This is a genomic window from Mesorhizobium sp. WSM4307, assembly GCF_007003945.1.
Taxonomy (GTDB): Bacteria; Pseudomonadota; Alphaproteobacteria; order Rhizobiales; family Rhizobiaceae; genus Mesorhizobium.
In genome coordinates, this window is sequence record NZ_VFTB01000003.1 from 545,543 (window position 1) to 565,420 (window position 19,878).

Annotated in this window: 20 protein-coding genes; 17 read left to right on the forward strand and 3 right to left on the reverse strand. The window is 65.7% G+C overall.

Annotated elements, in window-relative coordinates:
- Positions 1-17: 17 nt before the first annotated feature.
- The 17 genes from FJV83_RS09600 (at position 18) to FJV83_RS09680 (ending at position 16,709) form a co-directional block, all read left to right on the forward strand.
- Positions 18-1,292 (forward strand): ABC transporter substrate-binding protein, encoded by a 1,275-nt coding sequence (locus tag FJV83_RS09600; RefSeq protein WP_142885374.1) that lies wholly within the window; start codon positions 18-20, stop codon positions 1,290-1,292.
- A 56-nt stretch (positions 1,293-1,348) separates the two neighbouring features.
- Positions 1,349-2,068 carry an ABC transporter ATP-binding protein gene (locus FJV83_RS09605; protein WP_210248216.1) on the forward strand — a complete coding sequence of 240 codons (720 nt, stop codon included), beginning with the start codon at positions 1,349-1,351 and terminating at the stop codon, positions 2,066-2,068.
- A complete protein-coding gene (locus FJV83_RS09610) occupies positions 2,065-2,772 on the forward strand; it encodes an ABC transporter ATP-binding protein (protein WP_185973349.1) in 708 nt (235 codons plus the stop codon). Before FJV83_RS09605 ends, FJV83_RS09610 begins: the two co-directional genes overlap by 4 nt.
- 58 nt (positions 2,773-2,830) lie before the next feature.
- Positions 2,831-3,694 carry a branched-chain amino acid ABC transporter permease gene (locus tag FJV83_RS09615; RefSeq protein ID WP_142885376.1) on the forward strand — a complete coding sequence of 288 codons (864 nt, stop codon included), beginning with the start codon at positions 2,831-2,833 and terminating at the stop codon, positions 3,692-3,694.
- Between the two features lie 7 nt (positions 3,695-3,701).
- Positions 3,702-4,751 carry a branched-chain amino acid ABC transporter permease gene (locus FJV83_RS09620; protein ID WP_142885377.1) on the forward strand — a complete coding sequence of 350 codons (1,050 nt, stop codon included), beginning with the start codon at positions 3,702-3,704 and terminating at the stop codon, positions 4,749-4,751.
- Entirely contained in the window at positions 4,751-6,505 is a 1,755-nt protein-coding gene (locus tag FJV83_RS09625; protein ID WP_142885378.1) for an FAD-dependent monooxygenase, read from the forward strand. Before FJV83_RS09620 ends, FJV83_RS09625 begins: the two co-directional genes overlap by 1 nt.
- A gap of 10 nt (positions 6,506-6,515) precedes the next feature.
- Positions 6,516-7,403: an intradiol ring-cleavage dioxygenase gene (locus FJV83_RS09630; RefSeq protein WP_142885379.1), complete on the forward strand. Its 888-nt coding sequence runs from the start codon at positions 6,516-6,518 to the stop codon at positions 7,401-7,403.
- Between the two features lie 69 nt (positions 7,404-7,472).
- Positions 7,473-8,291, forward strand: coding sequence for an SDR family NAD(P)-dependent oxidoreductase (locus FJV83_RS09635; protein WP_142885380.1), 819 nt, complete (start codon positions 7,473-7,475; stop codon positions 8,289-8,291).
- A 66-nt stretch (positions 8,292-8,357) separates the two neighbouring features.
- Complete coding sequence (locus FJV83_RS09640; RefSeq protein WP_142885381.1) at positions 8,358-9,665, forward strand: ABC transporter substrate-binding protein; 1,308 nt, start codon at positions 8,358-8,360, stop codon at positions 9,663-9,665.
- A gap of 25 nt (positions 9,666-9,690) precedes the next feature.
- Entirely contained in the window at positions 9,691-10,419 is a 729-nt protein-coding gene (locus tag FJV83_RS09645; protein WP_095774989.1) for an ABC transporter ATP-binding protein, read from the forward strand.
- A complete protein-coding gene (locus FJV83_RS09650) occupies positions 10,416-11,144 on the forward strand; it encodes an ABC transporter ATP-binding protein (RefSeq protein WP_142885382.1) in 729 nt (242 codons plus the stop codon). Before FJV83_RS09645 ends, FJV83_RS09650 begins: the two co-directional genes overlap by 4 nt.
- Positions 11,131-11,994 (forward strand): branched-chain amino acid ABC transporter permease, encoded by an 864-nt coding sequence (locus tag FJV83_RS09655; protein WP_095774988.1) that lies wholly within the window; start codon positions 11,131-11,133, stop codon positions 11,992-11,994. Before FJV83_RS09650 ends, FJV83_RS09655 begins: the two co-directional genes overlap by 14 nt.
- Positions 11,991-13,016 (forward strand): branched-chain amino acid ABC transporter permease, encoded by a 1,026-nt coding sequence (locus tag FJV83_RS09660; protein ID WP_095774987.1) that lies wholly within the window; start codon positions 11,991-11,993, stop codon positions 13,014-13,016. Before FJV83_RS09655 ends, FJV83_RS09660 begins: the two co-directional genes overlap by 4 nt.
- Before the next feature lie 13 nt (positions 13,017-13,029).
- Positions 13,030-14,046, forward strand: a complete 1,017-nt coding sequence (locus FJV83_RS09665; RefSeq protein ID WP_142885383.1) for an alcohol dehydrogenase catalytic domain-containing protein — start codon at positions 13,030-13,032, stop codon at positions 14,044-14,046.
- 12 nt (positions 14,047-14,058) lie between these two features.
- Positions 14,059-14,847, forward strand: coding sequence for an alpha/beta hydrolase (locus tag FJV83_RS09670; RefSeq protein WP_142885384.1), 789 nt, complete (start codon positions 14,059-14,061; stop codon positions 14,845-14,847).
- A gap of 28 nt (positions 14,848-14,875) precedes the next feature.
- On the forward strand, positions 14,876-16,096 hold the full coding sequence (locus FJV83_RS09675) for an acyl-CoA dehydrogenase family protein (protein ID WP_142885385.1): 1,221 nt from the start codon (positions 14,876-14,878) through the stop codon (positions 16,094-16,096).
- Positions 16,097-16,154: 58 nt separating this feature from the next.
- The gene (locus FJV83_RS09680; RefSeq protein WP_245318270.1) at positions 16,155-16,709 is read left to right on the forward strand and encodes a flavin reductase family protein; all 555 of its coding nucleotides are present in this window, start codon (positions 16,155-16,157) and stop codon (positions 16,707-16,709) included.
- A 102-nt stretch (positions 16,710-16,811) separates the two neighbouring features.
- Here FJV83_RS09680 and FJV83_RS09685 read toward each other — a convergent pair whose 3' ends face one another.
- Genes FJV83_RS09685 through FJV83_RS09695 form a run of 3 tightly spaced genes read right to left on the reverse strand, consistent with a single transcriptional unit; the run spans position 16,812 to position 19,872 of the window.
- Entirely contained in the window at positions 16,812-17,561 is a 750-nt protein-coding gene (locus tag FJV83_RS09685) for a ribonuclease activity regulator RraA (protein WP_142876603.1), read from the reverse strand.
- 23 nt (positions 17,562-17,584) lie between these two features.
- Positions 17,585-18,748: a mandelate racemase/muconate lactonizing enzyme family protein gene (locus FJV83_RS09690; protein ID WP_142885386.1), complete on the reverse strand. Its 1,164-nt coding sequence runs from the start codon at positions 18,746-18,748 to the stop codon at positions 17,585-17,587.
- Positions 18,749-18,774: 26 nt separating this feature from the next.
- Positions 18,775-19,872 (reverse strand): ABC transporter ATP-binding protein, encoded by a 1,098-nt coding sequence (locus tag FJV83_RS09695; protein WP_142885387.1) that lies wholly within the window; start codon positions 19,870-19,872, stop codon positions 18,775-18,777.
- Positions 19,873-19,878: the final 6 nt, after the last annotated feature.

A 19,878-nucleotide genomic window follows, 5' to 3' on the forward strand; every position in this document is an offset into this window, starting at 1 on the left:
AGAGGGAGGAAGAGCAGATGATTACAAGACGGAGCTTACTGAAAGCGTCGGCGGCGACAGGTCTTGCGCTTGCCGGTTCTCGGCTGGCGACGCCGGCGCTCGCGCAGGGCGCCAAGATTCGCCTGGGCTATGTTTCGCCGCAGACGGGGCCGCTCGCCGGCTTCGCGGAAAGCGATGCCTACAACATCAAGGCTTTCCTCGCATCCGAGGCGGGCAAGAATTTCGACGTCATCGTCAAGGACAGCCAGTCGAACCCCAATCGCGCGGCCGAGGTGGCGAAGAGCCTGATCGTCGACGACGAGATCAACCTGATGCTGGTCGGTTCGACGCCCGAGAACACCAACCCGGTCGCCACCACCTGCGAGGCGGAGGGAGTGCCGGTCATCTCGACCATGGCGCCGTGGCAACCCTGGTTCATTGGCCAACAGGGCAATCCGGCCGATCCATCGTCGTGGAAGCCTTTCAACTTCGCCTATCATTATTTCTGGGGCCTCGAAGACATCATCGCCGTCTACACCGGCATGTGGAAGCAGCTTTCCTCCAACGGCAAGGTGGGCGGGCTGTTCCCCAACGATGCCGACGGCAATGCCTGGGGTGACCCCAAGAACGGGCTGAAGCCGGGCCTCGATGCCGCAGGCTTCAGCCTCAGCGATCCCGGCCGCTATCAGAACCTCTCGGACGATTTCACCGCGCAGGTCAACGCCTTCAAGGCGGCGAATGCCGAGATCGTCACCGGCGTGGTCATTCCGCCCGACTTCACCACTTTCTGGAACCAGGCCCGCCAGCAAGGCTTCAAGCCCAAGGCGGTGACGGTGGCCAAGGCGATCCTCTTCCCGCAATCGGTCGAGACGCTCGGCGACGCCGGCCACAACCTCTCGTCCGAGGTGTGGTGGTCGGCCTCGCATCCGTTCAAGTCGTCGGTGACGGGTCAGAGTTCGGCGGACCTGGCGGCGGATTTCACCGCCAAGACCGGGCGTCCGTGGACCCAGCCGATCGGCTTCGTCCATTCGCTGTTCGAGGTGGCGGCCAATGTCATGGGCCGCGTTTCGGATCCGACGAATGCCGAGGCGATCGCGGCGGCGATCGCGGCCACCGACATGACGACCGTGGTCGGCAAGGTGGCCTGGAGCGGCGCGGCGCTGCCGCCTTTCGCCGCGAAGAACGTCTGCAAGACGCCGCTCGTCGGCGGCCAGTGGCGCAAGAAGGCAAGCGGCGGCTTCGATCTGGTGATCGTCGAAAACGCCACCGCGTCCGAGATCCCCACCGCGGGCAAGATGGAAGCCCTGGCCTGACGCCGCCGAGGGCGGCGGATGCCGTCGCCCTCGTTCGGCGCGACCCGAGGATGACAGTGATGATACTCAGGCTGGAAAACGTCTCGAAGTCCTTCGGGGCCTTGAAGGTTACCGATGGCGTGACCGTCTCGGTGCCGCGCGGCGAGGCGTTGGGCATCATCGGCCCGAACGGGGCGGGGAAGTCGACGCTCTTCAACCTGATCACCGGCAATCTGCTCGCCAATGAAGGCCGCATCGAATTGCTCGGCCGCGACGTGACCCGCGCCCCAGCCATGGATCGGGTGCGCATGGGTGTCGGCCGCAGCTTCCAGATCCCGCAGCCCTTCGAGGGGCTGAGCGTGTTCGAGAACCTCTTGACCGCGGCCGCGTTCGGCCGGGGCGGCCGCGAGGCCGAGATGGTCGACGATTGCGCCCGCATCCTCGAAGAGACCGAACTTCTCAGGAAGGCCAATGTGCTGGCCGGATCGCTGAGCCTTCTCGACCGCAAGCGCCTGGAGCTCGCCCGCGCCCTGGCGACGGGCCCCGAGCTGCTGCTTCTGGACGAGATCGCGGGCGGGCTGACCGAGGGCGAATGCAAGGCGCTGGTCGCGACGATCAAGGCCATCCACGCCAAGGGAACCACGATCATCTGGATCGAGCATGTGCTGCATGCTTTGACGTCGGTGGTCGAGCGGCTTCTCGTGCTGGATTTCGGGCGCGTGATCGGGATCGGAGCGCCGGACGCGATCATGGCCTCGCAGCAGGTTCGCGAAATCTATCTGGGGCTCGAGGTCTGATGCTGCTGGAGACGCGCGCCCTCACCGCGAATTACGGCCAGTTCCGGGCGCTGTTCGGCCTGGATATCTCCGTCGCGGCGGGCGAGTGCGTGGCGATCATCGGCGCCAACGGCGCCGGAAAATCCACGCTGATGCGCTCGATCACGGGCGTGATCCGCAACGAGGCCGCCATGGTTCTGCACCGGGGCGAGCCCATCGGCGCGCTGTCCTCGGCCGAGATCATGAAGCGCGGCATCGCCATGGTGCCGGAAGGGCGCCGGCTCTTTGCCTCGCTGAGCGTCGAGGAAAACCTGCTGATCGGCGGGCAGGCGCGCAAGGCGCCGGGGCCGTGGAGCCTGGAGGCGGTCTACGACCTCTTCCCGATCCTGCGCGAGCGGCGCAAAAACCCCGGCACGGCGCTCTCGGGCGGCCAGCAGCAGATGGTCGCGATCGGCCGGGCGCTGATGTCCAATCCTGAATTGCTGCTGTGCGACGAGATCAGCCTCGGCCTCGCGCCCGTCGTCATCCGCGACATCTACGCAGCACTTCCCAAGATCCGCGAAAGCGGCGCCGCGATCGTGCTGGTGGAGCAGGACATCGGCAAGGCGCTGGCGGTGGCCGACCGTGTCTATTGCATGATGGAGGGCCGCGTGACGTTGGTCGCCAAGGCTGCCGATGTCACGCGCGAAGAAATCCATTCCGCCTATTTCGGAGTGGCGGCATGACGAGGCAGCACCGCATGCCCGCGCAATTTTCCCGCCGCCTGACGATGGGGGCGCGGCGATGATCTGGCTGGACACCCTCGTGCAGGGAATGCTGCTGGGCGGGCTCTATGCGCTGTTCGCGGCGGGGCTGAGCCTCGTCTTCGGCATCATGCGGCTGGTGAACCTCGCCCATGGCGACCTTATCGTCTTTGCCGCCTATCTGGTGCTGATGGGCGTCACGCTGCTTGGCCTGTCGCCCTGGGTCGCTGCGCTCATCGCCATGCCGGTGATGTTCGCGCTTGGCTGGCTGCTGCAGGCCGCCGTGCTGAACCGGGTGCTTGGCAAGGATATCCTGCCGCCGCTTCTCGTCACCTTCGGCCTGTCGGTTGCCCTGCAGAATGGGCTGCTCGAAGCCTTTTCCGCAGACAGCCGGCGCATTCCGGCAGGCGCGCTGGAGGGGGCCTCGCTCGATCTCGGGCTGGTCACGGTGGGCGTGATGCCGCTGATGACCTTTGCGTCCGCGATCTGCGCCATCGTGGCCTTGAACGGGCTCTTCTATCACACCGCCCTCGGCCGTGCCTTCCGCGCCACCTCGGACGACGCCGTGACGGCAGGCCTGATGGGGATCGAGCCGAAACGGGTGTTCGCCATCGCCACCGGGATCGCGATGGTCGTGGTGACGCTGGCGGCGCTCTATCTCGGCATGCGGGCGAACTTCGATCCCTCGATCGGGCCGGCGCGGCTGATCTATGCCTTCGAGGCGGTGATCATCGGCGGCCTCGGCAGCCTGTGGGGAACGCTTGCGGGCGGGATCATCATCGGCGTGGCCCAGACGGCCGGCGCGGCGGTGAATCCGGAATGGCAGATCCTGGCGGGCCACATCGCCTTTCTGGCCGTGATGCTGCTCAAGCCGCGGGGCCTGTTCCCGCGCGCAGTGGATTGAGGGCGGCATGTATCGGCTGACAACCCGCACCCGCGCCGGAACTGCCACGGAGATCGCCGTGATTGTTCTCGTCGTTGCCGGGCTCGCCTTGCCCGCCGTGACCTCGCGCGGTGTCATACAGGATCTGTTCTTCATTCTCACCATGCTGACGCTGGCGCAGATCTGGAACCTGCTGGCGGGCTATGGCGGTCTCGTCTCGGTGGGGCAGCAGGCCTTCGTCGGCATCGGCGCCTATGCGATGTTCGCTGGCGTGATCCTGCTGGGCTGGAACCCGGTTGCCGCGATCCTGCTGGGCGGCCTTGCGGCGCTGGCTCTGGCCGTTCCCACGGCCTTCTTCGCCTTCCGCCTGCAGGGCGCCTATTTCGCCATCGGCACCTGGGTGATCGCCGAGGTGACGCGGCTGCTGATCGCGCAATGGAAGGCGCTCGGCGGCGGCACCGGCACTTCGCTGCCACGCGAGGCGACCAGCAACATCATGGGCACGGATGCGATCCGGACGCTGTTCGGCGTGCGCGAGGCGGCCGCCCGCGACATTCTCGCCTATTGGCTGGCGCTGGCGCTGGCCGTGGCCGTCACCGGCTGCATCTACTGGCTGCTGCGCAGTCGCCTCGGGCTGGCGCTGGCGGCCGTGCGCGACAATGTCGATGCGGCCCAGGCGGTCGGCGTCGATGTCGGGCGGCTCAAATGGGCGGTGTTTCTGATCGCCGCGGCCGCCACCGGACTGACCGGCGCGCTGATCTTCGTTCAGACCGCCCGCATCTCGCCGGAGGCGGCCTTCGTCGTCACCGACTGGACGGCCTATGTCATCTTCATCGTCGTCATCGGCGGCATCGGCACCATCGAGGGACCCATCGTCGGGGTGCTGGTGTTCTTTGCGCTGCGTTCAGCGCTGGCCGACTACGGCAGCTGGTACCTGATGACACTCGGTCTCGCCGCCATCGCGGTGATGCTGTTCGCACCGAAGGGGCTGTGGGGGCTGATTTCGGCCCGCACCGGCCTGCACCTGTTTCCGGTCCGCCGCAGGCTGGCCGGTCCGAAGATCGAGGGAGGAATTTGATGGTGGATATCGAAACCGACGTGCTGATCGTGGGCACGGGCCCGGCCGGCTCGGCCACGGCGGCACTTCTCGCCAGCTCCGGCGTGGCCAACATGGTCGTGAACCGCTACCGCTGGCTGTCGAATACGCCGCGTGCCCACATCACCAACCAGCGCACCATGGAAGTGCTGCGCGACCTCGGGCCGGAGGTCGAGGCCGAGGCCGTGATGCACGCCTCGCCGCAGGAGCTGATGGGCGAGAACGTGTTCTGCGAAAGCCTGGCCGGCGAAGAGCTTGGCCGGATGAAAAGCTGGGGCACCGACCCGCTCTCCAAGGCTGAACATCTCCAGTCGTCGCCGTCCTTCATGAACGATCTGCCCCAGACCTTCATGGAGCCGATCCTGTTCAAGACGGCGTGCGCGCGCGGCACGCAGGCGCGCATGAGCACCGAATATGTCAGCCATGTCCAAGATGCGGACGGCGTCACCACGACCTGCCGCGACAGGCTGTCGGGCAGGGACTTCACCGTGCGGTCGAAATTCCTCGTCGGCGCCGATGGCGGCAACTCGCTGGTGGCCGAGCATCTGGGCCTGCCTTTCGAGGGCAAGATGGGCGTCGGCGGGTCGATGAACATCCTGTTCCGGGCCGATCTTTCGAAATACGTCGCGCACCGGCCAAGCGTCCTCTACTGGGTCATGCAGCCCGGTGCCGATGTCGGCGGGATCGGCATGGGTCTCGTTCGCATGGTGCGGCCGTGGAACGAGTGGCTCATCGTCTGGGGCTACGACATCAACCAGCCGCCGCCCGATGTGACGCCCGAACTGGCAACCGGCGTCGCGCGCCAGCTGGTCGGAGATCCCGAGCTCGAGATCGAGCTCCTGGGCGCCAACACCTGGACCGTGAACAACTGCTTCGCCACGCACATGCAGAAGGGGCGGGTGTTCATCATGGGCGACGCCGCGCACCGGCATCCGCCCTCGAACGGGCTTGGCTCCAACACGTCGATCCAGGACGGGTTCAACCTCGCCTGGAAACTCGCCAAGGTCGTCAAGGGGCAGGCGGGGATCGGGCTTCTGAATAGCTACTCGGCCGAGCGAGCGCCGATTGCGCGCCAGATCGTGACGCGCGCGAACCAGTCGATCGCCGAGTTCGGCCCGATCTTCGAGGCGCTCGGCATGGATGGAGGCGTGGATCACGACAAGATCCAGAGGAACATGGAGGCCCGCGCCGACGCCACACAAGCCGCCGAAACGCAGCGCGAGGCGCTGCGCAAGGCCATCGCCTTCAAGAAATACGAGTTCGATGCCCATGGCGTCGAGATGAACCATCGCTATGCGTCGGGCGCCGTGGTGACCGACGGCCAGCGCGAGCCGGCTTTCGAGAAGGATCGCGAGCTGCACTATGCGCCCACGACTTGGCCCGGCGCGCGGCTGCCGCATGTCTGGGTGTTCGAGCGCGCGGGCAGGAAGGTCTCGACACTCGACCTTTGCGGACATGGCGAGTTCACGCTGTTGACCGGCATTGGCGGCGAGGCGTGGCTCGCCGCCGCGGAGACGGTCGCCGCGGAACTCGGTCTGCCGATCCGCACCCATGTGATCGGCCCGCGCCGCCCGATCGAGGACCATACCGGCGACTGGGCGCGCGCACGCGAAATCCGCGACTCCGGCTGCCTGGTGGTGCGCCCCGACCATCACGTCGCCTGGCGTTCCGAAACGCTGGCGGCCGATCCGGCGACCGAGCTGCGCCGCGTCTTCAAATCCGTTCTGGCGCGCTGAGGAGGATCCCATGACCGACGAACACGAACACGGCTATTTCACTGAAGCCAACTCGGCCGAAGTCGTCGTGGCGCGCAACAAGAACGCCAAGGACCAGCGGCTCGGCCAGGTCATGGAGGTCATCACCCGCAAGCTGCACGAGGCGGTGAAGGAGATCGAGCCGACGCAGGAGGAATGGTTCGAGGCGATCATGTTCCTGACGCGGACGGGCCAGATCTGCAACGAGTGGCGGCAGGAGTACATCCTGCTGTCGGATGTTCTCGGCGTCTCGATGCTGGTCGACGCGATCAACAACCGCAAGCCGTCCGGCGCCTCGGAATCAACCGTGCTGGGGCCATTCCATGTCGCCGACGCGCCCGAACTGCCGATGGGCTCGAACATCTGCCTCGACCAGAAGGGCGAGCCCATGTTCGTGCATGGCCGCATCCTCGACACCGATGGCAACCCGATCGCTGGCGCCAAGATCGATGTCTGGCAGGCCAATGACGAGGGCTTCTACGATGTGCAGCAGAAGGGCATCCAGCCCGACTTCAACCTGCGCGGCGTCTTCCGCACCGGTGCTGACGGACGCTACTGGTTCCGCGGTGCGAAGCCCAAATACTACCCGATCCCGGATGACGGGCCGGTCGGCAAGCTGCTCGGCGCACTGGGGCGCCACCCCTATCGCCCGGCGCATCTCCACTACATCGTCGAGGCCGAGGGTTTCGACGCGCTTACCACGCACATCTTCGATCCGGACGACCCGTATATCGATACGGACGCCGTCTTCGGCGTGAAGCAGAGCCTGCTCGCCGAGTTCCGCAAGGTCGAGGATGCCGAAGCCGCGGCGAAGGCCAAGGTTGCCGCGCCGTTCTACGACGTCGAGTTCGATTTCGTGCTTTCGCGAAAGAAGAAGTGACCCCCGCGCCGTGGGTGCCGCGAAGGCGCCCGCAAGCAGGTCGTATCGCGCAAAAATGGGAGGAAACTGATGGCCGCACTTGAGAAGATGTTCGATGTCAGAGGCAAGTCGGTGATCGTCACCGGTGGCGCCAGCGGCATCGGCCAGGCCTATGCAGAGATCATGGCCGAGCATGGCGCGAAGGTCTGCATCTTTGACCTGAACCCCGCCGGGCTGGACAAGACCGTCGCCGCGATCAGGGCAGCGGGCGGCGATGTCTGGGGCCAGGTCGTCGATGTCGGCGACCGTGCGGCGATGGCCCAAGCCTTCGACAAGGTTGCCGACAAGGCGGGCTCGATCGATGTCGTGTTCGCCAATGCCGGGATCGACGCCGGACCGGGCTTCAACAGCCCGACCGGCGAGAGGAACCCCGAGGGCGCCATCGAGAACCTGGCCGACGAGCATTGGGACAAGGTGATCGAGATCAACCTGACTTCGGTCTACACCACCATCAAGCATGCCGTCCGGCACATGAAGCCGAATGGCGGCGGCCAGATCATCGTCACGTCGTCCATCGCCTCGCTGATCAACGAGAGCATCGTGGGCACGCCCTACATGCCCGCCAAGGCCGCGGTGAACCATCTCGTGCGCCACATGGCGATGGAACTCGGCGCCTACAACATCCGCATCAACGCCATTCTGCCCGGACCGTTCATCACCAACATCGCCGGTGGCCGGCTGCGCAATCCGGCCGACCGCCAGGCCTTCGAGGCCCAGTCGCTCGTCGGCCGCATCGGCGATCCGGAGGAGATCAAGGGGCTGGCGCTATACCTGGCGTCGCCCGCCGCGTCCTACGTCACCGGCTCGCTGATCGTCATCGATGGCGGCTCGCTGCTGCGCATGACTTGAAGGAGCTTTGAACCGACGCCGGTCTCGTCGAGGGGACGGGCCGGCTTAACCCAGGGAGGAAATGACATGACCTACTACAACAGACTCGTGAAATCGGGTTTGCCCAGCCGCCGGACCGTGCTGAAGGGGATTGGGGCCGGTGTTGCGGCCGCCAGTACGCTGGCCATGCCGCGCTATGTGCGCGCCGCGACCGCTGGCAAGATCAAGCTTGGCTATCTCAGCCCCACCACCGGTCCGCTCGCCCTCTTCGGCGAGACGGACGGCTACACCTTGCAGAAGATCCGCGCCCTGCTCGGCGGCCAGCTGCAATGCGCCAACGGCAATACCTACGAGATCGAGATCCTCGATCGCGACAGCCAGTCCAATCCGAACAAGGCATCGGAAATCGCCGGCAACCTCATCCTGAACGACGAGGTGCACCTGCTCGTTCCGGCTTCGACCACCGACACGATCCTGCCCGCGGCCGAACAGTCGGAACTCTATGAGACGCCGTGCATCTCCTCGGGCGCGCCCTGGCAGGCCGTGATCATGCCGCGCGGCGGCGGCAAGCAGACCTTCGACTGGACCTACCATTTCTTCTGGGGTCTCGACGAAGCGCTGAATACCTTCGTCGGGCTCTGGAACCATCTGGAGACCAACAAGAAGGTCGGGATGCTGTTTCCCCAGAACATCGACGGCGAGACCTGGGGCAATGACGAATACGGCCTGCCGGCGCCGACCCGCAAGGCCGGCTACGACGTCGTCGTGCCCGGTTACTTCCAGCCGCGCACCAATGATTTCTCCGCCCAGATATCCGAATTCAAGAAGCAGGGTTGCGACATCATCGGCGGCATCACCTATCCGGACGATTTGAAGACCTTCGTCACCCAGTGCAACCAGCAGGGCTTCAAGCCGAAGGCGGTCACGGTGGCGGCGGCGCTGCTGTTCCCAAGCGGCGTCGAGGCGATGGGTCCGCTCGGCGCCGGCATGTCCTCCGAGGTCTGGTGGACGCCGGCCTTCCCGTTCAAGTCGTCGCTGACCGGGCAGGTCAGCCGCGACATCGCCGACCAGTGGGAAGCCGACGCGAAGCGGCAGTGGACGCAGCCGCTGGGCTATTCGCATGCCTTGCTCGAGGTCGCGCTCGACATATTGAAGCGCTCCTCCAATCCGCTCGACCGCCAGGCCAACCGCGACGCGCTGGTCGCCACCGATCTGCAGACGCTGGTCGGCCATATCAAGTTCGACGGTTCGCCGCACAAGAACATCTGCAAGACGCCGATCTTCGGCGGCCAGTGGGTGAAGGGCGAGAAATGGCCCTACGACCTGAAGATCGTCGACAACACGGTCAATCAGCTCTTCGCGCCCCAACAGGCGATCAAGCCGATCGCTTGGTGACATGAGCAGGGACGCGGACGGATCCATGGATAGGGCAATCCTGCTGACGGCGCGCGGCGTGTCGAAGTCCTTCGGCGCCGTCCGCGTCCTGCATGAGGTGAGTTTCGACGTGCATCGGGGCGAGGTACTGGGCATCCTCGGCCCGAACGGGGCGGGCAAGACGACGCTGTTCAACATGATCAGCGGCGATTTGAAGGCATCCGGCGGCGAGATCCAGCTCGGCGACACGGCGCTGCGCGGCGAGCCGCCCTTCCGTCGCTGCCAGATGGGAATCGGACGGACCTATCAGATCCCGCGTCCTTATTCCGGCATGACCACCTTCGAGAACCTGCTGGTCGCCGCCGCGTTCGGCGGGGGCCGGTCGGAGAAGCAAAGCTATGCTTTCTGCGCCCAGGTGCTGCGCGATTGCGAGCTTTCCGACAAGGCCAATGTCTCGGCCGGCGCCCTGACGCTGCTCGACCGCAAGCGGCTGGAACTGGCGCGCGCGCTGGCGTCGGATCCGAAGCTGCTGCTGCTGGACGAGATCGCGGGCGGGCTGACCGACGATGAATCGAAAGCGCTGGTGGCGCTGGTGCGCCGCATCCGCGACCGCGGCATCACCATCGTCTGGATCGAGCACGTGCTGCACGCGCTGCTGGCGGTGGCGGACCGGCTGTTGGTGCTGAACTTCGGCGAGAAGATCGCCGAAGGCGTGCCCGCCGAAGTGATCGCGCTGCCCGAGGTCCAGCGCGTCTATATGGGGATCGAGGCATGACGGCCGTTCTTTCCACCCGCGGGCTGCTGGCCCGCTATGGCGATTTCCAGGCGCTCTACGGCATCGACATCGAGCTGCACCAGGGTGAGGCCGTGGCCCTGATCGGCGCCAACGGGGCAGGCAAGTCCACCCTCCTGCGTTCGATCATGGGCCTGCTCCCGGTTGGGCGCGAGATGGTGCGGCTGCACGGCGACCCTGTCGGTGGTACCGCGACCGACCGCATGGTGCAGAAGGGCGTCGCCATCGTGCCGGAGGGCCGCCGCCTGTTCACCGGCATGTCGGTCGAGGACAATCTGCGCGTCGCCATCGACCAGGCCGCGCGCATGGGCGCCAAGGGCGGATGGACGCTGCCACGGCTGCACCAGCTGTTCCCGATCCTCAAGGAGAAGGCCCGCAAGCAGGTGCAGAGCCTCTCGGGTGGGCAGCAGCAGATGGTGGCCATCGGCCGCGCGCTGCTGTGCCAGCCGCGCGTGCTGCTTTGCGACGAGATCAGCCTCGGCCTAGCGCCCAAGGTGATCCGCGAGATCTATGCCGCCTTGCCCGAAATCCGTGCCACCGGGACGGCGATGATCGTGGTCGAACAGGATGTCGGCCTCGCCCGGACCGCCTCGGACCGTCTCTACTGCATGCTGGAGGGGCGCGTGACCCTGACCGGCAGGTCGGCCGAAATCACGCGCGAGCAGATCGGCAAAGCCTATTTTGGAGCGGGCCATGGAGTGGTTTGACGCCTTGGTGCAGGGGATCCTGCTGGGCGGCATGTATGCCCAGTACGCGCTCGGCATGGCGCTGATGTTCGGCGTCATGCGCATCGTCAACATCAGCCATGGCGATCTGGTGATACTTCTGTCGCTGATCGGCATCTCGATGGCTACGGCCTGGGGCCTGGGACCGCTGCCTGTGCTGATCGTGTTGGTGCCGCTCGCGGTGCTTATGGGCTGGGTGCTGCAGAAGGCCGTGCTGAACCGGGTGGTGGGCAGCGACCCGCTGCCTTCGCTGATCGCGACCTTCGGACTGTCGATCGCGCTGCAGAACCTGATGCTGCAGATCTGGTCTGCGAACAGCCGGTCGCTGCCCGGACATGGGATCGAGAGCCAATCGATCGAGATCGGCAGCGTCTATGTCGGCCTGCTGCCGCTGATCGTGCTGGCGGTCGCCACGGGCCTGACCTGGGGCCTCGATCTGACATTGAAGCGCACGCGCTTCGGCCGGGCGCTGCGCGCCGCGTCGGCCGATGTCGAGGCGGCGGCGATGACCGGCATCAACCCGCGCGCCGTCTATGCGATGGCGACGGCGGCGGCGGTCGGCATCCTGGGCTTTGCCGCCGTCTTCCAGGCGCTGCGGTCGACCGTCGCGCCGGCCGATGGACCGGCCCAGCTGATCTACGCGTTCGAGGCGGTGATCATCGGCGGCATGGGTACGGTATGGGGCGCCTTCGTCGGCTCGATGGTCCTCGGCATCTCGCAGGCCATTGGTTTCCGCATCGATCCGGGCTTTGGCGTGCTCGCCGGACACATCGTCTTCCTGATCGTGCTGGCGACCCGCCCCCAGGGCCTGTTCGGAAAGGCATTGTCATGAGTGCGATCCCCTATGTGGAAACCGAGGCGCCCGAAGTCCTGGTGCAGCGCCAGACCCGCTCCGGCCGCGTCGCGATGACGCTGGCGGTGCTGGCGATGATCGCAGTCGCGGCCATGCCGTGGTGGGCCTCGACCGGCACGATCCGCTCGATCCTGGTGTTATGCTGCTACATCGCCGTCGCGCAGATGTGGAACCTGCTCGCCGGCTATGCCGGCCTTGTCTCGGTGGGCCAGCACGCCTTCATGGGCGCGGCCGGCTATGCGCTTTTCGTGTTGGCGCAGACTTACGGCATCAATCCGTTCGCGGCGGTCTTCCTGTCGCTGCTGGTGCCGGCCGCACTTGCCGTGCCGATCTACCTTTTGCTTCATCGCCTGGACGGACCGTATTTCTCGATCGGCACATGGGTGGTGGCCGAGGTCTTCCGGCTGACGGCCTCGAACATGCCGTTGGTCAATTCCGGCGCGGGCATGTCGCTGCGCGTGATGAAGGATTATTCGGCCTTCGAGCGCAATGTCGCCATGTCGCTGCTCTGCGCCGGCATGCTGCTGGTCACGCTCGGCGGCAGCTACTGGCTGCTTCGCTCGCGCTTCGGCCTTGCGCTGATCGCCATGCGCGACAATCCGGTTGCGGCAGCCAGCCAGGGCGTGAATGTCGCAAAGCTGCGCTTCCTGGTCTATGTCGCGTCGGCGGTCGGCTGCGGCCTTGCGGGCGCGATCTATTTCATGGCGCAGCTGCGGATCACGCCGGGTTCGGCCTTCGACCCGATGTGGGCGAATGTGGCGATCTTCATCGTCATGGTCGGCGGGATCGGCTCCATCGAGGGCGTTCTGATCGGATCCCTGATCTTCTTCATCGCCGACCGCTGGTTCGGTGAATACGGCGCAACCTATTTCGTCGTCCTCGGCCTGATGACGCTGCTGGTGGCGCTCTACGCCCGTACGGGCATCTGGGGCCTGATCTCGAAACGGTGGGATGCGCCATGGTTCCCGATCCGACGCAAGCTCGTCGATCCGGACCGCTGAGAGGGAGGTTCTTATGAAAGCAGCCATCTTTGATATGGTCGGCAGTCCGCTGCGCGTCGGCACGGTGCCGGACCCGACGCCGGCGCCCGACGAGGTCGTCCTGCGTGTCGCCGCTTGCGGCATCTGCGGCAGCGACCTGCACATCACCGAGGATCCGGTGCCTTTCGGCATCGGCGGAGGCTTCGTTCTCGGTCATGAATTCGCCGGTGACATCATCGCGCTGGGATCACGCGTGGCGGGCCTTGGGGTCGGTGATCGTGTTGCCGTCGTGCCGATGCGCGGCTGCGGGCACTGCCAGGCCTGCAGGCGCGGCGATCCGGGCCGCTGCCCCGACATGGTGCTGATTGGTGGCGGCTATGCGCAATACGCGGCCGTCGCCGCGCGCCAGTGCCATGTCTTGCCCGAAGAGGTGGCATTGGAGGACGGCGCGCTGGCCGAGCCGCTCTCGGTCGCGCTGCACTGCATCGTGCGCTCGGGCATGAAACCGGGAGACCGGGTCGCGGTCCTGGGTGCCGGACCGATCGGCCTGCTCGTCGCCTTCTGGGCGCGGCGGATGGGGGCGTCGTGCGTGGTCGTGGCCGATATCCACAGCCATCAGCGCGACCGCGCGCTGGCGCTTGGCGCGACCGGGTTCGCGCTATCGGGCAACAGGCTGGCCGAGAACCTTGCCGATCTCTGCGGCGGTGCGCCCGATATCGTCTTCGAATGCGTCGGCAAGCGCGGTCTCATCGACGCGGCGGTCAAGGCGGTCCGGCTGCAGGGCACGGTGGTCGGCGTCGGGCTGTGCATCGGCGGCGACGAATGGGACCCGTTCGTCGCGCTGACCAAGGAAGTGAACCTGCTGTTCTCGGTCTTCTTCCATCAGTGCAACGAGTTCGGCGTCGCCCTCGATGCGCTGCGCGGCGGACCTTTCGCGCCGCAGGCGCTGATCACCGATCGGATCGACCTCTCGCCGGTTCCGCAGGTTTTCGAGAGCCTTCGCCGCCGTACCACGCAGTGCAAAGTGCTGATCCAGCCCGATCTTGTCTGAGGAGGAATAAGAATGACCGTTCAGTTCGAAACGCTCGACTACGATGTCGGCGGCATAAAAACGGTGGTGAAGGCCATCGGCAAGGGCAAGCCCGTGCTGTTCCTGCACGGCGCCTCGACGCTGGAAGGTTTCGACTTTGCAGCAGGTCTCGCCGACCGGTTCCGCGTTCTGTGCCCCAGCCATCCGGGCTTCGGCTTTTCGGGTGCCGCGCCGCATGTGGCTGGGATGTCCGACATGGTTCTACACTATCTGAACCTGCTCGATGCCCTGAAACTGTCGGAAAAACCTCATCTCATCGGCTTTTCCATGGGCGGCTGGATGGCGACGGAGCTGGCCGGCCTTGCCCGCGAGCGCTTCGACAAGGTGGTGCTGGTCGCGCCGGCAGGGCTCAACGATCCCGCGCACCCGGCCACCGATCTGGGCGCGGTCGCGCCGCAGGAGCTGCCGGCCTTTCTGGCGCATGACGTCTCGGCGGCGTTGCGCTATTTCCCCGACGGCTCGGACCCGGCCTTTGCGGAGGCCTTCGGCGCCGACCGCGCCCGCGAAGGCGAGACGCTGGGCCGCCTGCTGGCGCCATTCGGCATGGGCCATCCCAATCTGCGCCGCTTCCTGGCGCGCATCACCAATCCGGCGCTGGTCGTCTGGGGCACCAAGGACCGTCTGCTGCCGGCCAGCCAGGCGCCACTCTTCGTCGAGGCGCTCCCGGATGCACGCCTGATCCTGGTCGAGGATGCCGGCCATTTCGTCATGCAGGAAAAACCAGAAACGCTGAACAAGATCGGCGACTTCCTCGCCGGCTGATCACAACTCAAACAAGGAGGAGAAAACGATGAACAAACCCATCAAGCATGGCTCATGGGGAACGACCGTCGACCATCGCGACCTGCTGGAGAAGATCGCCGAGATCGGGCCGATCCTGGAAGCCAATGCCGCCGCCGACGAGGAGAGCGGCGAACTGACCCAGGCTACGTTCGAGGCGCTGAAGCCGCTGCGCATGTCGCATATCTTCGCCGCCGAGAGCCTTGGCGGCGCGCAGCTGCCACCCACGCAGGGCCTTGAACTGATCGAAGCGATCACCTGGCATTCGGGATCGGCGGGCTGGGTTTCGATGGTGCATTGCTGCATCGGCGCGATGTCGGCGGCCTTCCTGCCGGACAGCGCGGTCGCGCGGCTTTTCGCGCCGGGCACCGACAACCGTTTCTCGGGGCAGGGCGCGCCGCTGGGCATGCTGAAGAAGGTCGACGGCGGCTACCGCCTGAACGGCAAGTGGAGCTATGGCAGCGGTTTCAGCCACGCCACCTACAGCCACAGCGCCGCCTTCGTCGATGACGGCACCGGCAAGCCCGCCAAGGACGAGAACGGCAATGTCATCGTCATGTGCGCGCATGCGCCGATCTCCGAGCACAAGCAGCTCGGCAATTGGGACGTGCTGGGCCTCGGCGGCACCGGCTCCATCGACTATGCGGCCGAGGAGGTCTTCATCGCCGACGATCTCGTCTTCCCGATCCTGACCGCGCCGCCGCTGCGCCAGAAGGAGTTCTTCAGCCTCGGTGTCGTGGGCCTCGCCGCCATCGGCCATACCGGCTGGGCTCTCGGTGCCGGCCGGCGGATGCTGGACGAGATCGCCAAATTCGCCCGCTCGAAGTCGGGCCGCGCCGGGCTGATCGGCGAGAGCGAGAAGTTCTGGCACGACTATGGCCGCGCCGAGGCCCGCTATCGTGCCGCCCGCGCCTTTGTCTTCGAAACCTGGCGCGACGTCGAGGCGACGGTCGAGGCCGGCCACAGGATGTCGACGCGGCAGATCAGCCTTGTGCATCTGGCCAAGTCCGAGATTCACGAAGTTGGCGTCGATATCTGCAACTTCGCCTACCGCGCAGGTGGCGGTGCGTCGCTGCGCGCCGGTGTGATCCAGCGCACCTTCCGCGAGATGATGGTGGCGGCCAACCACTTCACGATCGCGCCGTCGATCGTCACCTCGGCCGGCCGCGACATCGGCGGCATGTGGAGCGACCGCGTCTGGCAGTTCTACGACCTGATCGAGAAGAAGTAGTCCGAAGGGCCGGGCGGGTGGACACCGCCCGGCCGCCTTTCCACGCAGCAGAAGAGACATGTCGATGAACGCGCCGCATCCGATGACCAACGCCTTTCGCGAAGCCTTTCGCCGCCATCCGGCGGGCGTCGCCGTGATCACGGCCGACCCCGGCGACAGACCGGTGGCGATGACCGTGTCCTCGCTGATCTCGGTGAGTGCCGCGCCGCCGGTCGTCGCCTTCTCGCTGTCGATGAAATCGACCTCGTCCGAGCCCCTGCTGCGGGCCGAGACCATGGTGATCCACCTGCTCCGCTTCACCGATATCGACCTGGCGCAACTCTGTGCGTCGAGCGGCGCGGAACGCTTCCCGCCCGGGGGCGCCTGGGCGCGGCTGCCCACGGGGGAACCGCGCTATACCGGCGTTTCGACCTGGTTTCGCGCACGCCGGCTCGGCCTGCTGCCGATCGAGGGCGCGACGCTGGTCGCGGCGGAGTTGCTGGAAGGCGAGGTACAGCCGGACGAGGTCCCTCCTGAGGCGCATTCGCTGGTCTATCTCGACCGTCGTTGGCATCGCCTGCACAAGGAACTGGACGGCGTGGCCGAGCTGCTCGATACGTCCCGTTTTCTTTAAGCCCGCCTGTGGGCGAGGCGGGCTCAAAATATCGCTCGACGATATGGCGAGTGGCCATCGCGCTGCCGGAAGGGCTGCCACCCGCCGGGGGTAATCCCTGTGCTACTTCGGATTCCTCAAGCCGTTTGTCTTGCGCCACGCCTCGTACTCTGCGCGGGCGTCGTCATGCAGCGGATAATAGCGTTGCAACGGGGCGCCCTGGAGGAGCTTCTCGCGCGAGAATACTTCCCAATCGTGATGCTTCTTGGCTTCCTCGATGACCTTTGCCGCCATTGCGACGGGAACCACCACGACGCCGTCGTCGTCGGCAACGATGATGTCGCCGGGGATCACCGTGACACCGCCGCAGGCAATCGGAACATTGACGGCATTGGGATAGATGCTGGTCTGCACATGATAGTTGGGCGTCCAGCCGCGCAGCCATAGCGGCAGGTCGAGCTTCTCGACATTGGGCCTGTCGCGCATGCATCCATCGATGACGATGCCGGCGCCGCCTCTGCCCTTGAAGTAGGTCGACATCATATCGCCGAAGACACCCGAGCTCATGTCGCCGCGCGCGTCCACCACGACCACGTCGCCGTCCTGGGCGTGATAGAGCACATGCCGATGCAGTTGCGTCTCCGGATCGGCATATTCTCCCTCGTTGAAGAGATCCGGCCGCTGCGGCAGGAACTGCAGTGTCAGCGCCGGCCCGACGATCGACTTGCCGTGGTTCTGCGCCACCGGTCCGACCATATGCGGATTGCGGAAGCCCATGTGGCCGAGCGTGCCGGCAACGGTCGCGGCGCCGATCTCCCTCAGTCCCTCGATCAGGTCCTTGGGCGGCCGGATGATGTCGGAGGTATGCGTCATGGTGGACTCCGGTTCAAATTGAACTACCAGTTGGTGACAGAACCATCGCGGCGCTTGAGGTGGGGCGCTTCCCAGAAGCGGAAGCTCTGCGCCTGGATCGCCGCCTCGTTGACCTCGACGCCGAGCCCCGGCAGATCGCCGACCGGATAGGCGGGGCCGTCGAGTTGCGGTTGCACGGGGAAGAACTCGGAACTGTCGAAACCCAGCTTTCTTTCCGGCACCCTGGTCTCGAGCCAGGCGAAATTGGGGACCGCGGCGGCGAGATGCACGGTCGCGGCCGTGCACACCGGGCCGAGCGGATTGTGCGGCATCAGGTCGACATAGTGCGCCTCGCTCCAGCCGGCGATCTTCATCGCTTCGGTGAGCCCGCCGACATTGCAGACATCGAGCCGGTTGAACTGATGGATGCCGCGCTCGATGTAGGGCAGGAACTGCCACTTGCTGGCAAATTCCTCGCCGATGGCGAACGGGATGTCGGTCATCGTGCGCAGGGATTCGTAGGCTTCCGGGGTTTCGTCGCGTATCGGCTCCTCGAGGAAATCGAGCACGCCGCGGTCGAGCTTGTTGCAGAAGCTCGCCGCCTCGGCCACCGACAGCCGATGATGATAGTCGATGCCGAGGACGGCGTCGTCGCCCAGGGCCTCGCGGGCCTTGTTCAGCATCCGCGCGGTCACGCCGATCGACTCGCGCGGCTCGAAGATGTCCTTGCTGCTTTGCCCGGCGGGGAAGAAGCGGATCGCCTGCCAGCCCTGTTCGTACAATTCGCGGGCTCGTTCGATGGCAATATCGCCCTCGGCCTCGTCTCCGGTCGAGGCGAAGGTGGGGACGCGGTCGCGCTGCTTGCCGCCGAGCAATTCGTAGACCGGCACGCCCAGCGCCTTGCCCTTGATATCGTGAAGCGCGATGTCGATGGCGGAAATCGCCGCCTGCAAAACGCGGCCGCCTTCAAAATACTGGCTGCGATAGGCCTCTTGCCAGATGCGGCCGATCTGCAGGGGATCGCGGCCGATGAGGAATTCGCGATAGTGTTCGACCGCGCCGGTCACGGCCCTCTCGCGGCCGCTCAAGCCGCTCTCGCCCCAGCCGAAGATGCCCTGGTCGGTCTCGACCTTCACCAGCATCTGGTTGCGCGTTCCCACCCACACCGGGTAGGGCTTGATCGCGGTGATCTTGAGCTTCGTCGTCATCAACGCCCACGTCCCAAACGCCTGTCTCAGGCGGCCTCGAGAGCCATTTCAGTTTCGCCGTCGAACAGGTGCATCCGCTCCTGGTCGAACTCGAGCCAGATCTGCTCGTCAGGTTTGACGGCAATGTTGGGGGACACGCTGATGTTGACGATGGCGCCGGAGAGCAGCGCCTGCACGAAGGTGACGTCTCCGGTTGGTTCCACCGTATAGGCCTTGGCCGGAATGGCGCCGGGGACCGCGCTTTTGTGGAGTTTGATCGTCGAGTGTCGCGCACCGAGCACGATCTTCCTGGTGGTCGCATTCTGGGCCTTGCGCGCGTTGCGTTGCGACAGCTGGAGGCTCCAGCCTTCGGCGCTCTTCAGGACGGTGTCGCCGTTTGCCGTCGATGCCTCCAGCGGAATAAGGCTCATCGCCGGGCTGCCGACGAAGCTGGCGACGAACATGTTGGCGGGATGCGCGAAAACCTGCGCCGGCGAATCATATTGCTGCAGATAGCCGCCGTTCATCACAGCCATCCTGTCCGCCATGGTCACGGCCTCGAGTTGGTCGTGCGTCACATAGACGATCGTCGCTTTGAGATCCTGATGGAATCGCTTGATTTCGGAGCGCATCTGCACGCGCAGCTTTGCGTCGAGATTGGAGAGCGGTTCGTCCATCAGGAACACCGCCGGATCCCGAACGAGCGCGCGGCCGAGTGCCACGCGCTGCTGTTGCCCGCCCGAGAGTTCGCGCGGCTTGCGCTCGAGCAACTGCGTCATGTCGAGCACCCGCGCCGCTTCCCGGACCTTCTTGTCGATCTCGGCCTTGGGCAGCTTGCGCATCTGCAGCGGGAAGGCGAGGTTCATATAGACCGACTTTTGCGGATAGAGCGCGTAGTTCTGGAACACCATTGCGATGTCCCGGTCCTTGGGGTCGAGGTCGTTGACCACCTGGTCGCCGATGACGATGTCGCCAGATGTGATCGGGATCAGCCCGGCGATGAGGTTGAGCGTCGTCGTCTTGCCGCAGCCAGAGGGGCCGACAAGCGCGACGAACTCGCCGTCATTCACCGTCAGCGAAACCTCGTTGACGGCTTTGAAGCCGCCATAGGTCTTGACGAGATCTTTGAGGACCACATGGGCCATCGGCAA

What these genes read in the sequence shown, in the direction of transcription:
- FJV83_RS09620 (WP_142885377.1), top strand. Translation starts at nt 3,702, where the DNA reads ATGTATCGGCTGACAACCCGCACCCGCGCCGGAACTGCCACGGAGATC.
- FJV83_RS09685 (WP_142876603.1), bottom strand. Translation starts at nt 17,561, where the DNA reads ATGACGCATACCTCCGACATCATCCGGCCGCCCAAGGACCTGATCGAG.
- FJV83_RS09615 (WP_142885376.1), top strand. Translation starts at nt 2,831, where the DNA reads ATGATCTGGCTGGACACCCTCGTGCAGGGAATGCTGCTGGGCGGGCTC.
- FJV83_RS09675 (WP_142885385.1), top strand. Translation starts at nt 14,876, where the DNA reads ATGAACAAACCCATCAAGCATGGCTCATGGGGAACGACCGTCGACCAT.
- FJV83_RS09630 (WP_142885379.1), top strand. Translation starts at nt 6,516, where the DNA reads ATGACCGACGAACACGAACACGGCTATTTCACTGAAGCCAACTCGGCC.
- FJV83_RS09680 (WP_245318270.1), top strand. Translation starts at nt 16,155, where the DNA reads ATGTCGATGAACGCGCCGCATCCGATGACCAACGCCTTTCGCGAAGCC.
- FJV83_RS09670 (WP_142885384.1), top strand. Translation starts at nt 14,059, where the DNA reads ATGACCGTTCAGTTCGAAACGCTCGACTACGATGTCGGCGGCATAAAA.
- FJV83_RS09625 (WP_142885378.1), top strand. Translation starts at nt 4,751, where the DNA reads ATGGTGGATATCGAAACCGACGTGCTGATCGTGGGCACGGGCCCGGCC.
- FJV83_RS09690 (WP_142885386.1), bottom strand. Translation starts at nt 18,748, where the DNA reads ATGACGACGAAGCTCAAGATCACCGCGATCAAGCCCTACCCGGTGTGG.
- FJV83_RS09665 (WP_142885383.1), top strand. Translation starts at nt 13,030, where the DNA reads ATGAAAGCAGCCATCTTTGATATGGTCGGCAGTCCGCTGCGCGTCGGC.
- FJV83_RS09645 (WP_095774989.1), top strand. Translation starts at nt 9,691, where the DNA reads ATGGATAGGGCAATCCTGCTGACGGCGCGCGGCGTGTCGAAGTCCTTC.
- FJV83_RS09600 (WP_142885374.1), top strand. Translation starts at nt 18, where the DNA reads ATGATTACAAGACGGAGCTTACTGAAAGCGTCGGCGGCGACAGGTCTT.
- FJV83_RS09655 (WP_095774988.1), top strand. Translation starts at nt 11,131, where the DNA reads ATGGAGTGGTTTGACGCCTTGGTGCAGGGGATCCTGCTGGGCGGCATG.
- FJV83_RS09640 (WP_142885381.1), top strand. Translation starts at nt 8,358, where the DNA reads ATGACCTACTACAACAGACTCGTGAAATCGGGTTTGCCCAGCCGCCGG.
- FJV83_RS09635 (WP_142885380.1), top strand. Translation starts at nt 7,473, where the DNA reads ATGGCCGCACTTGAGAAGATGTTCGATGTCAGAGGCAAGTCGGTGATC.
- FJV83_RS09650 (WP_142885382.1), top strand. Translation starts at nt 10,416, where the DNA reads ATGACGGCCGTTCTTTCCACCCGCGGGCTGCTGGCCCGCTATGGCGAT.
- FJV83_RS09695 (WP_142885387.1), bottom strand. Translation starts at nt 19,872, where the DNA reads ATGGCCCATGTGGTCCTCAAAGATCTCGTCAAGACCTATGGCGGCTTC.
- FJV83_RS09660 (WP_095774987.1), top strand. Translation starts at nt 11,991, where the DNA reads ATGAGTGCGATCCCCTATGTGGAAACCGAGGCGCCCGAAGTCCTGGTG.